The following is a 14,224-nucleotide window of genomic DNA, read 5'->3' as shown; positions in this document are numbered from 1 at the left end:
CCCGGTCGCCTCGTCGGCGGGCACGCTCAGACCGACGATCGCCGCCACGACCAGCGAGACGACGCCGACCATCGCGGCGTACTCGGCCCCGCTCTGCCCTCTGTCTCCAAGCCCACCAAGCCGCCGGCTACTCCGTCCCTCATCATGCCCATGCCATATCTGGAACCTGCCGGAGCCCTTCATCTGTTCTCCTCGCCGACATCACCACCCGTTCCCCCAAGCGACAGCAGCCTAAGGATGGGCCCGGGCCCAAACGCAGGGCCCGCGGACCCAGTTGAGGGCCCAGCCGCCGACGGGCATGGCCGACCCGGTCCCTGACATCCTCGGTCTGCAACCAACACATCCCCGCCTGGCCAGAGACCTCAATGCATTACCCGGAAGTACGCAGCCAGCTCCGCCAGTTCGACTGGTCCATCTCGCAGCGCTGCGGCATACCTCCTCGTAGAAGGTCGAACGGACTGATCAGAGCAGTCCCTTCTCGCCGAGCATGGGCGAGTCTCACTTCCCGGAAAGGTTGGATCGGGCGCGTGTCCGTGCCGCGTATGAGTCGCCGGGGTGATCGGTCCTATGGACGCAGCCGATGTGAACCCGGAGACTATAGGCGCTTAAACCGGCAGCCGTGACAGGCTCAACTTCCGGGGGACCTCATGCGCACTCACCTCGCCGCTGTACTCAGCGCCGTCGCACTGACCACGGGCACGCTCCTGGGCGCGCCCGCGGCCACCGCCCAGACCTCCGCCTATCCGACCAGCGAATTCGACGTCACCTTCGGGAACACATACACGAGGGGCACGATCACCTGGTACAACCGGTCGGTCACCGTGGCGGGTGAACACAAGTCGGTCGACCCGGCAAGCTGCCGGGGCACCACGGCGTTCACCCTCGACAGCGCCGGCAACGAACTGAGAAAGGACTACAGCCTCTACAACGTGTGCGGCAAGAGCGACACATTCAGTATCCCCGTCGATGCAGACGTTCCCGGTGGTGCGGCCTTCGTGCGAGTCTGCCTCGATGACGGTGCGACAAACGGCCCGGTCACCTACCTGCTGTGCAAGCGCTACGGGCGCCCCTGATCCCTGTCACGGTCCCGGTGCAACGGGACGATCCTCCGCTTACTCGTACCGCTCACCCGCCGCGCACACCTCCTGCTCAGGAGCCAACGCCCGGTCACCGATGGTTGGATGGTGCGTTGAATCAGCGCAATCAACCAGGCTCCCCCCTCATGTGGGCAGGGCGGAGACCACCACTTGCGACAGCCACCTGCGGCGCAAGTCCACTGCGATGAGCAGCTTCAGGGCCCCGAAAACTTACCCTTGCTCCACCGGTCGGTGCTCAACCTTCCCTACGTTCTTCCTCGGGACCGGGCGAGCCCTTCGTATGGTTGGCCCACCCAGGGACGTCGGATGTTGCTTTCAACCTTCTGGCGCTTGTGGCTGGCATCGATTGGCCGCCCAGCGTCCCACGACGACTCGGCTGCCAATTAGGAATTGCGAATGATCGCTCCATAGGGAATCAACAGCGAGGTCGTCCGTCGGGAGGCACCAGCACCACACCCCACGGAGGCACCACATGGCCGCGATTTGGGCCGGCATCGACGCAGGAAGTCCCAACACCACTGCGTCGTGATCGACGAAGCGGCCGTCGGCTGCTCTCCCGACGCGTCACCAACGACGAACCCGAACTCCTCAAACCCCTCGCTGATGTCCTGGCCCTACCGCGGTGAAGGCAAGACCGACGCCAAGGGCGCAGCCGCCGTCGCAGACCAGGCCCGTATGTCGGCGTACACAGCCGCCGGTGCTCAAGCCCACGGTATTCTGTTGGCTGACCAATGCAATGATGGGTGAGATGATTCCCCGGCTGTCCAGCCGGGGACCTGACCCATCTCCAAGGGGGACCGACAGTCATGCCGAGGGAATCCGATTCGATGGAGGGGAAAGACGATGCGGTACCGACCGTCGCCGGCGCTCCGCTGAGCGAGGCCCTCTTCCGCGCGGCCCGTGTGCACCGGATCTTGGCCGGTAGTCTGCTGCGCAACACCGGCCTGTATCCGGGCCAGGAACTGTTGATGATGCAGCTGTGGGAGCGCGGGGAGCAGCGCCAGACGGACCTGATCAAGACACTCGGCCTGGATCCGTCGACCGTCACCAAGATGCTCCAGCGCCTGGAACAGTCCGGCTTCGTCACTCGTAAGCCCTCCCCGAACGACCGCCGGGCCATCGTCGTGAGCGCCACCCGCGCGGGTCAGGCATTGAGTGATCAGGTCAGGCAGGCATGGTGCGACCTGGAGCAGGTTACCGCGGTCGGCTTCACCGAAGCGGAGTACCAGCAGGCCATGCAGGTACTGGCTCGGATCGAGGCGAACCTCACGACCCCGCCGCCCATCGCCGGCGCCGCCGACACCACCACCGCCTGACGCCGGTCCGGTGCTCTTGGGGCCGACGCCCCGGCGCGCATGATGTCGCGCCCTGGTGGGCGCGGTGCTTCTCGTTGCCTTCCGTCGACTGCCCGACCTGGACCTTGGCCAGGTCGACGTCGAAGCCGGGGCATGGCCGTACCCCTCAATAGTTTCCTTGGTCGACCAATGTATAGTCGTAAGTAATTAGTTGGTCGACCATGGACTTGATCAAGTTGAGGCTGTGGGTACCGACTGCCTGAACGCCGTGCTCGCGACCCGCGATCTGTGACCCGCGATCCGCGACTTGTGATCCGCGGGCCCGTGAGGCGTGAGCCGCGACACCGTGCGCCGCGTCGCCGAGGGCGCCACGGCCCGACCACTTCACCAAGGAGTCACCATGTCTGAACTGATCAACGACCGCCCGACGGCCGGGCGACACGAAGGCCGGACCGCGGTCATCACGGGTGCTGCCGCCGGGATCGGCCGGGCTTACGCCCTCCGGCTGGCTGCCGAGGGCGCCGCCGTCGCGGTGCTGGACCGGGCCGACGGCACCGCGGTCGTGAAGGAGATTCACGACGCGGGTGGCCGGGCGATCGCCGTGCAGGCCGATCTCACCGATCCTGCCAGCGTGGTGGCTGCTCAGGAGGAGATCGCTGAGCAGTTCGGGGGGGTCGACATCCTGGTCAACAATGCGGGCATCTATCCCAACCAGCCGTTCGATTCGATCACGTTCGAACAGTGGCGTGCGGTGTTCACCCTCAACGTCGACGCCCTGTTCCACACGGCGAAGGCGTTCTCGCCGGGCATGCGTGAGCGGGGCTGGGGCCGGATCGTCAACATGACGTCGAACTCCGTCGCCATGGTCATCCCGGGCTTCTCGCACTATGTGGCGAGCAAGATGGCCGCGATCGGCTTCACCCGGGGGCTGGCCACCGACCTGGCCGACGCGGGCATCACCGTCAACGCCATCGCTCCGAGCATGGTGCGGACGGCGACGACAGAGGCCGGGCCGGAGGATCTGTTCGCGACGGTCCCGCGGCTGCAGGCCATCCGGAGGCTGCAGGTCCCCGAGGACCTCACAGGCATGCTGTCGTTCCTCGTGTCCGACGACGCCGCGTTCATCACCGGTCAGACGCTCTTCGTCGACGGCGGGCTCATCCGGTCGTAATCACGGCAGGGCGGACGACCTCGGTGGCCGACGCGGTGCTCACGGGTACGGCACGGTCCCACGAGGTCGGCGTCCGAGGCCGGCGCTTGTCGGGAGTCGCCTGTTCCCCTCCTTTGGGCGGCAAATTAAGCTCTCCGGTGAAGGAGGGTGTCGGGCGGGACGTCGGTGGCACGAGGTCGGTGTCCGTCGAAGCCCCTTGCTGCTTACGGTGGTTGACGCTCCGCAGGATGGCAGGGGGCTTCGTCCCATGCGGGGGTGTGGGTACATCGTGCATCACCCCAAACCGTTTCCTTGGTCGACCAATGTATAGTGGGGAGAGATAGATTGGCCGACCATGTTATGGAGAGTCTCGTGACCACCGCATTTGATCCGCTCAGCCTCGCGGGCGTGCCCCTGAACAACCGCGTCGTGATGTCGCCGATGACGCGCAGCCGCGCCCACGGCCCCGGCCAGGCCCCGACCGAGGCGACGGCCGTTTACTACGCTCAGCGGGCGACGGCGGGCCTGATCGTCTCCGAAGGCATCCAGCCCAGCGTGGTGGGGCAGGGCTACCCCAGCACCCCCGGCCTGCACAGCGACGCCCAGGTGGAGGCCTGGCGTCGGGTGACCGACGCCGTGCACGCGAAGGACGGCGTGATCTTCGCCCAGCTCATGCACACCGGCCGCATCGGCCACCCCAGCCTGCTGCCCGACGGCCTGATCTCCGTGGCTCCCTCGGCAGTGGCCGCGGACACCAAGGTCTTCACCGCCGAGGGCCTGCAGCCCTGCGTCACCCCGAAGGAACTCACGCCGGCCGAGATCGAGCAGACGACCGCCGACTTCGTCTCCGCCGCCCGCAACGCGATCGCCGCGGGCTTCGACGGGGTCGAGATCCACGGCGCCAACGGCTACCTGATCCAGCAGTTCCTCTCCGACAACGCCAACCTCCGTACGGACGAGTGGGGCGGCACGACCCAGGGCCGTATTCGCTTCGGCGTGGAGGTTGCCAAGGCGGTGACCGAGGCGATCGGTGCCCACCGCGTCGGCTTCCGCATCTCGCCCGGAAACCCCTTCAACGACATCGTCGAGAGCGACCTGCCCGGCCTCTACGGCGAGCTGCTGACCGCGCTCTCCCCGCTCGGCCTGGCCTACGTCCACCTCATGGAGGGCCCGGACCGCGAGCTGACCCTCCAACTGCGCAAGCAGTGGCAGGGCACGTTCATCCTGAACCCCTTCACCCACCCGAACCCCACCGGCCTCGACGCGCTGGGCCTGGTCGAGGACGGCACCACCGACGCGGTGTCGTTCGGCGCGCTCTTCATCTCCAACCCGGACCTGCCGCGCCGACTCCAGCAGGGCGGCCCGTTCGCTACGCCCGACCCCGCGACGTTCTACGGTGGAGATGAGCGCGGCTACACGGACTACCCGACGCTCGACTAGACGCCGCGCGCCGAACTCGGAACGCGATCCGGGCCGTTCAGCGCGATGACCTCAACGGCTCCGAGGCGGTATGGCAGGGATGCGGCCGTATCACCTCGGGCCGCCATGGAGCGGGCACGCAGGCGTCCGCTCCGCCCTCCCCGCCCATTACCCCCCACACCAGACGGAGTGGAATATTCCATGGGAAAAGTCACTGGCAAAGTAGCCCTCGTCACCGGAGCCGGTCGCGGCATCGGCAAAGCCGTCGCCGAACGCCTCGCGCAGGACGGAGCGACGGTCGCGATCAACTACCGCAGCAGCGCGGCACACGCCGAACAACTGGTCGCGGAGCTCAAGAAGAACGGCACCGACGCGATCGCACTCCAGGCGGACGTCTCCGACCCGGAGCAGACCGGACGCCTCGTCGACCAGGTCGTCGAGCACTACGGCAAGCTGGACATCCTGGTGAGCAACGCCGGGATCGAACACTTCGGCCGCCTCGACGAGATCACGCCGGAGGACTTCGACCGGGTCTTCTCCGTCAATACCCGTGGCCAGCTCTTCGCCGTCCAGCATGCGGCTCGTCACCTCCCCGACGGCGGACGTATCGTGCTCACCTCGTCGGTCAGCGCCACCCGGGCGATCTTCTACCACACGCTGTACGCCGCCAGTAAGGGCGCGGTGAACAGCATGGTGCTCAACCTGTCACCGGAGCTCGGTGCGCGCGGCATCACGATCAACGCCGTCGCCCCGGGCGGAACCGCCACGGACATGGCGGACACCCACGCCCTCAGCTACAAGCACCCGCTGCTCGACGCCTCGATGGATGCCTGGGAGAAGATGCACGGCGCCCTGGGCCGCCTGGCCCGCCCGGAGGAGATCGCGGCCGTCACCGCCTTCCTCGTGTCGGACGACGCCTCGTACATCACCGGCCGGACCATCGAGGTGGACGGCGGCTTCTTCTAGACAGGCCCTGGGCGAGCCACGCATGAACGGCATCGCCCCACCGGGCTGTGCAGCAGCCGGCGGAAGGGCCGACGTACGTCCGCTCCGTCGCCTGCCGTGCGCACGTGTACGGCGCCGGGCCTGTGCCCGCCGCCGACGGTCCCCTCGGCCCGCGAACTCCTCATGGCGTGCCGTCATGGCGTCCCGTCGTCCACGGCCGAGGGGTTCAGTGACGCCAACAGTTTCAGCAGCAGTGAGTGGGCCTGCTCCTGCTCCCTCGGCGTCAGCGCCTGCAGGGCTTCGGCGTGGGTGGCCTCCACCGCTTTTCCGGCCTCCGCTGCGAGCCGCAGACCCGCCTCTGTGGCGTGCAGTCGATGCGTACGTCTGTCGCCGGGGGTGGTCCGCCGTTCCAGGAGCCCCCGCTCGACCAGCCCGTTGACGGCGGTTCCCATGGACTGGGGGGTGATCGCCGCCCGGCGCGCGGCGGTCGCGCTGGAGACGCCCGGGTCGAAGGCGGCCTGGATCAGGGCGTTGTGCTGGGCAAGGGTCAGCTGGAAGGGGCGCAGGGTGCGCTCGATCCGGGACGCCATGATCTGGCCGATCTGCCAGGCCGCATAGCCCGTGCGCCGGTCGGGATGGTTCACGAGGTGGGACCCCTTTATAAGCCAACTGATTATGATGTATAAACATTATCAGCTGCCTTCTAATCTAGGAACCACTTCGATGCCCCTGCGAGTCGCCACCCGACAGCCTCACAAGCACGCCCTGGACGTGGCCCACGCGCCTCCACGCCCCGGGACCCCGCGTGCCGTCCTGCTCCCCGTAGCGGTCGTCCTGCTGATCGGCACCGTGTTCGTGAGCGTGTATCTCGCCGCCTTCCACGCGCCGCGCCCTCATGGACTCCGCGTGGGCACGACGGAGGTCGGCACGCAGCAGGCGTACCTGCGCAAGGACCTCGCCCGTGCCATCCCGGGCGGCTTCAGCCTTGAGACCTACCCCGACAAAGCAGCCGCCCGGCAGGCTGTCCAGGACAGGTCCGTGTACGCGGCCTACGTCGGCAAGGGGCACCTGCTCTACGGCAGCGCCAACGGAGCCGCCGTCACCGCGACCATGACCACTGCTTTCGGCTCCGTGGCTCACGCGGAGCACCATGACCTCTCCGTCGAAGACGTGGCCCCGGCGGCAGCGGGGGACACCAGGGGCCTCTCCGTGTTCTACGCGGCGTTCGGTCTGGTGCTGGCCGGATATCTGTTCGGCATGACGACCTACCAGCTCGCACCCCGGCTCCAGTACCGCTGGCGCATGGCCAGCCTGGGCCTGTTCGGCATCGTCGGCGGCATCCTGGTCACCGCCATCGCGGGAAGTGCGGGTTTCGACGCGCTGCCCGGCGCCTTCCTGCCCCTCGCCGTCGTCGTCGCGCTGATGGGCGCCGCGGTCGGCGCAACGACCATGGTGCTGTTGCGACTGTTCGGCTCCGCAGGCGTCAGCCTCGCCTCGATCCTGCTGCTGATCCTCGGCAACAGCAGCAGCGGCGGCATCATGCCCGCCGCCTACCTCCCCGCCTGGCTGCGCCCGCTGTCGGAGATCCTGCCGGTCGGTGTGGGTGTCCGCGCGATGCAGGGGCTGTCCCGGTTCCAGGATGACGGTCTGTCCCGCGCCCTGGTGATTCTCCCGCTGTGGGTGCTCGGCGCCGCCCTGGTGCTCTACCTGAAGGACGTGTTCCGGCGTGAGGCTCCCAACGCCGTGGCGGAGAAGGTCGAGCCGCAGCCTGCGGCGGTCTGACATAGGCATACCAGGCGGGCGGTCGAGATCGGCTTGCCCGCGGATCGTGGTCGCGTAGCGTTTTCACCCGCATGGGGGGATGGGGGCGAAGAGCGAGTCCCAGCGGACGCGACGGCTGACTTGGGCGAGTACTTCGCCCGGGTCAGCTGTCGCATCCGTCGGTGGGCGTTGAAGTGCTTATCGGCGCCTTCCGTCTTCTGCGTGTTCTGTTCTCCCGCGCGAAGTCCCCGCACTTGCGACCGTCCTCGGAGTCGAAGGGGCGTCGGCAGCCCACCGGAGCCGGTGAAGGCCTGGGGCCGGCGGCCCGAGCGCCCACGATGGGCTGTCCTCCGCGGACCGGTGGACTCCTGTCTCTTCTCTCGGGCCTCCTCATGGACAGTCGCCTTCCCGGCAGCCCAGTCGGCGAGCAAGTCCCGTCCGCCATTACATTGGCCGACCATATTTGGCGCCCTCGCCCCGGCTGCGGGGAGGCTGTCGGTGACAGGGTTCCAGTTGCCTTCCAGTCGCCTTCCGGGGGCCGGGCCGCTCGGCCGCGCGCCGTGCTGTAGGTGATGGATCGCATCAAATCCGTGTGGCGATTCGTTGCAGGGCCCGGACGGGGTCCCGTGGGGAGAGTTCCGATCCCATGACGGGCCGGCCTCTCCGTGATGCGTGGGCCGGGTGTGAAGCGCACGGTGGCTGGGTGGCCGGGGAGGCGCGGTGATGCCTGGTGAGATCGGAACCGACTTGTGGATCCGCTGGGGAATAGCTCCGCGATGGCGTACGCTGACGACTAAAGATTGGTCGGCCAATAAACGCATCGATCGCCGGGATCGCCGGGACCACCGATCGCCGGAACCGCCAACCGATCCGCATCCAGCACCCCACACCCCCGGAAGAGGTCTTCTCATGTCCGCTCAGCCGTTCACCGCCGACAACACCGCGATGCTCCTGATCGACCACCAGGTCGGCACCATGGGCTGGGTCACCTCCATCTCCTTCGACGAGATGAAGGCCAACGCCCTCGGCCTCGCCAAGGCCGCCAAGGCCCTGAACATCCCCCTGGTCCTGACCTCCTCCATGGAGGAATACGCCCAGGGCCCCCTGCTCTCAGAGCTGAAGGACATCGCGCCCGAGGAGTTCGCCGCCCGCGTCCAGCGCCAGGGCGTCGTCAACGCCTTCGACGACGAACACTTCGCCGCCGCCGTCAAGGCCACCGGCCGCACCAACCTCATCATCGCCGGCGTCACCAATGACGTCTGCACCGTCTACCCCACGCTCACCGCCCTCGCCGCCGGCAACCAGGTCCAGGTCGTCGCCGACGCCGGCGGCTCCCCCTCCAAGATCGCCGACGACATCTCCATCCGCCGCATGGACAAGGCCGGCGCCACCATCACCACCACCAACCAGCTCCTCGCCGAACTCGCCCAGAACTGGACCACCGAAAACGGCAGCAAGATCATCAACATCCTCATGGAACTCCTCCCTCAGAGCTGAACCAGCCCGACGAAACGGCCAGGCGGGGTGCGGGGCCGAAGCCAAGCCCGCACCCCGCCTCGCGACCTCGCCCGCCCAGCACCCCACGCCGGCCTCAGCGCCTGCGGCATCGGAACCCATCGGAAAGAAGAAGTGATGAGCACCACCCCGCAGACCCCGACCCCGAACGAGCCGGCCTTCGACGACGACCTCCCCGAGGGCTTCACACAGGTCGTCCGAGAGGTGAACGGCACGCTGATACACAGCGTCGTGGGCGGCGCGGGCGAGCCCGTCGTGCTGCTGCACGGCTGGCCGCAGACGTGGCGTGAGTGGCGGTACATGCTGCGGCCCCTCGCCGACCTGGGGTACACCGTCGTCGCTCCCGACCTGCGCGGTACGGGTGGTTCGGCGGTCACGGAGGCCGGCTACGACAAGGACAACCAGGCACGCGACGTGCACGAGCTGCTCCAGGCCCTGGGACTGACCGGTCCGGTCCGCATGGTCGGGCATGACATCGGCGGCATGGTCGCCTTCTCCTACGCCCGCCTGTACCCCGAGAAGGTGCACAAGCTGGCCCTGGTGGACCTGGCCGTCCCCGGGTACGGCCTGGAGGAGATCATGGACCCGGCGTCGGGCGGCCTCTTCCACTTCGGGCTCTTCATGACCCCCGAGGCGCCGGAACTGCTGTTCCACGGCAACGAAAAGGCCTTCCTGACCTGGTGGTTCGCGAAGATGGCGGCCAACCCCAAGGCCTTCCCGCCGGAGGAGGTCGACACCATCGCCACGTCCCTGCGCGGCCGGGACGCCCTGCGCGGCGGCTTCGAGCACTACCGCACGCTGCTTCAGGACGGCCGGGACAACCGGGCCTGGGGTGAGGCCGGCGGTGTCCTGACGATGCCCGCACTGGCCGTCGGCGGTGAGTACAGCGTCGGGAGCTACCTGGCGCAGACCCTGCGCCCCGTCGTGCCCGACGTGGAGGAAGCGGTGATCGCCGGCAGCGGTCACTACATCCCCGACGAGCTCCCCGAAGACCTCCTCGCCGTGCTCACCCCGTTCCTGGCGTAGGCCCGAGCGAACGCACCGACCCCATCCACATCCCCGTAGGCCACCGTCATGGGTGGCCGAGACAACAAAGGCTTGCACCGTGTCCACGGCATTCCTGGCCCAGCCCGAACAACAGCAGACGCTCGAATGGCTCGACGGCGGCACGTTCTCCGTCCTCCTCGACAGCCAGGCCACGGAGGGTCAGCTCACCGTGGGGAGATTCGATGTCGCCAAAGGGGAGGCGCCGCCCTTCCACATGCACACCCGCGAAGATGAGATCTTCATGCTCATCAAGGGCGAGGCGTTGCTCTGGCTCGGCGAGGAGCGGATGGAGCTGTCAGAGGGCGGCATCGTCTACCTGCCCAAGAACATTCCGCACGGCTACCGCATCACCTCGGACACCGCCGACCTCCTGATGATCACCACCCCCGGTGGCATCGAGGGAATGTTCCGGCAGGCCGGCCACGATGTCACCACCCCTCGGCCCAAGGACTTCGCTATCACGCCCGAGAGGCTGGCCGAGTCCGCCGAACAGTACGGACAGATCATCCTGGGGCCGCCGCGGTGACGAGCCGCTTTGAGTTCGGTGACGGCGGATGAACTCTTCGACATCCTGGACAGCGAGTTGCAGACCCCGGGAACGGCCCGTCGGACGACTGAGTCGGGTTCCACAAGCCGAGTCCCGTGTCCCCCGGGGCTTCACCACGGACAGAAAACCCGAACACGGGGTCGAGAATTTCCTCTCCCCGCGTTCGGGCCTGGCCGCGCGCGATGGACGTCTGCTTCCGTGCCGCTCTCCTTGTGGAGGCTGCGCTATTTGTTCAAGCAGGCATTCCCGCTGGTCCCCGAGAGCACGCTGGCGCCGGCCGGGGTGTTGTTGCTGCAATTGTTCAGTGGCTCGGACAGGACGCTGGGAGCGTTGAACCCTGACAGCAGTCCGGGGTTCTGGAAGCTGATAGCCGTGGCGTTATTGTCCGCGCACGCCACACCCGCCCCTGCCATCATCAAACTGCCGACAGCAACTACGGCGAACGGGATCTTCTTTGTGAAAGACACCGGGACCTCCCATGAGAAGTGAATCTACTCAGCCGAATGGGGCATTCTTCTCGGGAAACGAGCGACGTTTTCCGCAGTTACGCCATTGGCGTGCTGTTCCCTCGTTCGGCGGGGGTACTGGTGCCGCCAGGTGCTCGATCACACACTCCCGCATGTCATCGAGCACCTCGCCGACGTCCCAGTCGCACATGACGTCACAGCAGACGCGGTTGCGGTACTTAGAGGATGGCTACTCCGGATGGGTTGGAGCCCACTCGGATCGTGGCCGATACGCGGTTGGTGGCGGTGTTGATGACCGACACATTGTCAGAGAGGAGGTTGGTCACATAGACGCGGCCGCGGTGGGAGTCGATGGCCACTCCGGTTGGGGCATTGCCGACCGGGGTTGAGGTCGGAACGGTGTTGTTCGCCGTCTTGATCACCGACACCGTGTCCGCACCCTGATTGGCCACGTAGGCCCGGCCGTACCATGAACAGAGCGCGATGCCGAACGGGGAACTACCAACAGGAATGGAAGAGGTCAGCGTGTTGTTGGCCGTGTTGATCACGGACACCGTGTTCGACCCCTGATTGGTCACATACGCGCGGTGGCGGTTCTGATCCACAGCCACCCCGACCGGAGCGTTTCCGACCGAGATGGTGGCGGTCACCTGGTTGGTGGCGGTGTTGATGACGGACACGTTGTCGGAGGCGATGTTGGTGACGTACGCGCGGCCCCGGCTTCTGTCCACATCGATTCCGAACGGGCTGCCGCCGACGGTCACGGTGCCGATCACCCTCTTGGTGAACGTGTTGATCACCGATACCGTGCCGGAAGTTTCGTTGGCCACGTACGCGCGCCTGCGCTTGTCGTCCACCGCGATACCGAAGGGACCCGTGCCGACCGGCACAGCGCCGGTCACCTTGTTGGTTTTCGTGTTGATGACGGACACCGTGTTCGAATCATGATTGGTCACGTAGGCGTGATCGTGTCTGCTGTCGAGGGCGATCCCGAACGGGGTGGTGCCGACCGGGATGGTGCCAGTCGCTCTGCTGGTTTTCGTGTTGATGACGGACACCGTGTTGGAACCCTGGTTGACCACGTAGGCACGATGGCGGCCTCCTGCCGACCCGTTCGAGGATTCTGCTCCCTCTTCGTTCGAGGATCCCGCGCCCTCTCCGTCTCCCCCTGTCGGCGTGCGGACCGAAGGATGGCTTGTCGAAGCCTGTGCGGTAGCAGCCGGCAGAATGCCCGCGAACAGCGCGACCACGAGTCCGATGGCCCACCCCCGGCGCCGTCTGCTGTACGGCTTCGGAGATCCACGGCCCGACACCGAGCTTTCCCTTGGCATTTCATGGGTGGAAGACATAACTCTCCTGACAGGCTGTGGCTCACCGATGGAGCGAGAACAAGGATTCTGCGAGGCCGAGGCGGCCTCGCGACACTTGAGCGGTCCGACAGTAAAGATCTTGCGGTGCGCTTATGAGTCGTGCCACAGGAGATCGACTGGACGAGCAGGGCCGATTTCGGGTCAACGGCCGCAGGAGGAGTCGTCAGATGGGGCGACGCATCGTCGGATGGGGCGACGCGCCCGGAATTCCCGCATCGGCTGACCCACGTGGAGCACAGAGGCTCGCCACGTATGGCCGCGTGTGGGGTTCTCGTGACGTAGACAATCTGAACGGCCATCAACAGCTGGGCGCTACATAGCTGCAATGCTCTTCGGGCCGGTTCCCACAGCGCGTCGGAAACAGGCCCTGGCCACGCAAGAGTCCGGTATCCGCGTAAAGGGTTTACGCGGATACCGGACCGGGTGCGTCGACTTCTCCAGATCGGTTGGTCAGGCGAGAACGAGAGTGGCTGTCGCGGTGGACGCCGCGAAGGCTGAAGTCCCGGCGAAGTTCGCCGTGTAACGACTGCCCGCGCGGATGATTGTCTGCGGATCAACCGTGGCGTTGTTGAGCTGAGCCACACCACTGCTGTTCGTGACGGCGGTGCCGACAATCGTGGTGCCCACCTTGAAGGTGATCGTCTGGCCGGGTACCGGGGTTCCGGAGCTCAGCACGGTGAGCGTCGCCGAAAGCCTGGGGATGTGGGCCAGCCTGTCGGTTCCGATGGTGGCGGTGGCCGATGTGGCCGTCAGGTTGGTGGGCGCGGGGGCTGCGCTCGTCACCGTCTGGGTGACGATGGGTGAGGTAGAGGTGTTGAAGCTCGCGTCACCGTTGTAGACGGCGGTGAGGGAGTGGGACCCGATGCTGAGGGTGGTGGTGGTGAGGGTGGTGACTCCGCCGCTGAGGGTTGCTGTGCCGAGGAGGGTGGCGCCGTCGAAGAAGCTGACGGTCCCGGTCGGCGTCCCGGCCCCGGGTGGCACCGCGGCGACGGTCGCGGTCAGCGTGACAGGCTGACCGAAGGTGGACGGGTTGGGTGCCGAGGTGAGGGCCGTGGTGGTGGCGGCCTTGTTCACCGTCTGGGTGTCGATGGGTGGCTGAGGGTGGAGACGTTGAACGTGGCGACTCCGCCGCTGAGGGTTGCTGTGCCGAGGAGGGTGGCGCCGTCGAAGAAGCTGACGGTTCCGGTCGGCGTGCCTGCTCCTGGTGGTACGGGGGTGACGGTGGCGGTGAGGGTTTTGGGTTGTCCGAAGACGGAGGGGTCGGGGGAGGTGGTGACTCCGCCGGTCAGGGTTGCTGTGCCGAGGAGGGTGGCGCCGTCGAAGAAGCTGACTGTGCCCGTCGGAGTTCCTGCCCCGGGGGGTACGGCGGTGACGGTGGCGGTGAGGGTTTTGGGCTGTCCGAAGACGGAGGGGTCGGGAGCCGAGGTCAACATCGTGGTGGTGGCGGCTTGGGTGACCGTCTGGATGTCCACGGGCGACGTCGAACCGGTGAAGTTGCTGCTGCCGTTGTAGACGGCGGTGAGGGAGTGGGATCCGACGCTGAGGGTGGAGACGTTGAACGTGGCGACTCCGCCGCTGAGGGTTGCTGTGCCGAGGAGGGTGGCGCCGTCG

Annotated in this window: 14 protein-coding genes and 2 pseudogenes; 11 read left to right on the top strand and 5 right to left on the bottom strand. The window is 66.9% G+C overall.

Going from position 1 to position 14,224, the window contains the following annotated elements:
* Positions 1-183: pseudogene (locus tag IF11_RS41755) on the bottom strand (hypothetical protein); the annotation flags it as partial.
* Positions 184-647: 464 nt separating this feature from the next.
* Between IF11_RS41755 and IF11_RS0135615 the strand changes: the two are divergent.
* The 6 genes and pseudogenes from IF11_RS0135615 (at position 648) to IF11_RS0135595 (ending at position 5,927) form a co-directional block, all read left to right on the top strand.
* Positions 648-1,073, top strand: coding sequence for a hypothetical protein (locus IF11_RS0135615; RefSeq protein WP_030355957.1), 426 nt, complete (start codon positions 648-650; stop codon positions 1,071-1,073).
* Positions 1,074-1,569: 496 nt separating this feature from the next.
* A pseudogene (locus IF11_RS40600) lies at positions 1,570-1,775 on the top strand (IS110 family transposase); the annotation flags it as partial.
* 128 nt (positions 1,776-1,903) lie between these two features.
* On the top strand, positions 1,904-2,413 hold the full coding sequence (locus IF11_RS0135610; protein WP_030355956.1) for a MarR family winged helix-turn-helix transcriptional regulator: 510 nt from the start codon (positions 1,904-1,906) through the stop codon (positions 2,411-2,413).
* A gap of 379 nt (positions 2,414-2,792) precedes the next feature.
* The gene (locus tag IF11_RS0135605; RefSeq protein WP_051746487.1) at positions 2,793-3,563 is read left to right on the top strand and encodes an SDR family NAD(P)-dependent oxidoreductase; all 771 of its coding nucleotides are present in this window, start codon (positions 2,793-2,795) and stop codon (positions 3,561-3,563) included.
* A gap of 351 nt (positions 3,564-3,914) precedes the next feature.
* Positions 3,915-4,982 (top strand): alkene reductase, encoded by a 1,068-nt coding sequence (locus tag IF11_RS0135600; protein ID WP_030355954.1) that lies wholly within the window; start codon positions 3,915-3,917, stop codon positions 4,980-4,982.
* Positions 4,983-5,162: 180 nt separating this feature from the next.
* Entirely contained in the window at positions 5,163-5,927 is a 765-nt protein-coding gene (locus IF11_RS0135595) for an SDR family NAD(P)-dependent oxidoreductase (RefSeq protein WP_030355953.1), read from the top strand.
* Positions 5,928-6,100: 173 nt separating this feature from the next.
* Here the strand turns inward: IF11_RS0135595 and IF11_RS0135590 are convergent, their stop codons facing one another.
* Positions 6,101-6,550: a MarR family winged helix-turn-helix transcriptional regulator gene (locus IF11_RS0135590; protein ID WP_030355952.1), complete on the bottom strand. Its 450-nt coding sequence runs from the start codon at positions 6,548-6,550 to the stop codon at positions 6,101-6,103.
* 79 nt (positions 6,551-6,629) lie between these two features.
* Here IF11_RS0135590 and IF11_RS0135585 point away from each other — a divergent pair, with 79 nt between their 5' ends.
* From IF11_RS0135585 to IF11_RS0135565, 5 genes are all read left to right on the top strand, one after another.
* A complete protein-coding gene (locus IF11_RS0135585) occupies positions 6,630-7,688 on the top strand; it encodes an ABC transporter permease (RefSeq protein ID WP_030355951.1) in 1,059 nt (352 codons plus the stop codon).
* Positions 7,689-8,576: 888 nt separating this feature from the next.
* Entirely contained in the window at positions 8,577-9,164 is a 588-nt protein-coding gene (locus IF11_RS0135580; protein ID WP_030355950.1) for an isochorismatase family protein, read from the top strand.
* A 135-nt stretch (positions 9,165-9,299) separates the two neighbouring features.
* A complete protein-coding gene (locus IF11_RS0135575) occupies positions 9,300-10,208 on the top strand; it encodes an alpha/beta fold hydrolase (protein ID WP_051746486.1) in 909 nt (302 codons plus the stop codon).
* A gap of 79 nt (positions 10,209-10,287) precedes the next feature.
* A complete protein-coding gene (locus IF11_RS0135570; RefSeq protein WP_030355948.1) occupies positions 10,288-10,755 on the top strand; it encodes a cupin domain-containing protein in 468 nt (155 codons plus the stop codon).
* Positions 10,756-11,004: 249 nt separating this feature from the next.
* Positions 11,005-11,265: a hypothetical protein gene (locus IF11_RS0135565; protein WP_157848482.1), complete on the top strand. Its 261-nt coding sequence runs from the start codon at positions 11,005-11,007 to the stop codon at positions 11,263-11,265.
* 196 nt (positions 11,266-11,461) lie between these two features.
* Here the strand turns inward: IF11_RS0135565 and IF11_RS0135560 are convergent, their stop codons facing one another.
* The 3 genes from IF11_RS0135560 to IF11_RS0135550 all read right to left on the bottom strand — a co-directional run.
* Positions 11,462-12,493, bottom strand: a complete 1,032-nt coding sequence (locus IF11_RS0135560) for a YVTN family beta-propeller repeat protein (protein ID WP_169746449.1) — start codon at positions 12,491-12,493, stop codon at positions 11,462-11,464.
* A gap of 570 nt (positions 12,494-13,063) precedes the next feature.
* Entirely contained in the window at positions 13,064-13,687 is a 624-nt protein-coding gene (locus IF11_RS0135555) for an Ig-like domain-containing protein (protein WP_030355945.1), read from the bottom strand.
* Positions 13,684-14,224: Ig-like domain-containing protein (locus IF11_RS0135550; protein WP_030355944.1), on the bottom strand; the 541-nt coding region annotated here is incomplete at its 5' end. The genes IF11_RS0135555 and IF11_RS0135550, both read right to left, overlap by 4 nt.

This window comes from Streptomyces scopuliridis RB72, assembly GCF_000718095.1.
Classification (GTDB): domain Bacteria; phylum Actinomycetota; class Actinomycetes; order Streptomycetales; family Streptomycetaceae; genus Streptomyces; species Streptomyces scopuliridis.
Note: the sequence above shows the minus strand (reverse complement) of the source record. Positions and strands in the feature narration are given on the sequence as shown.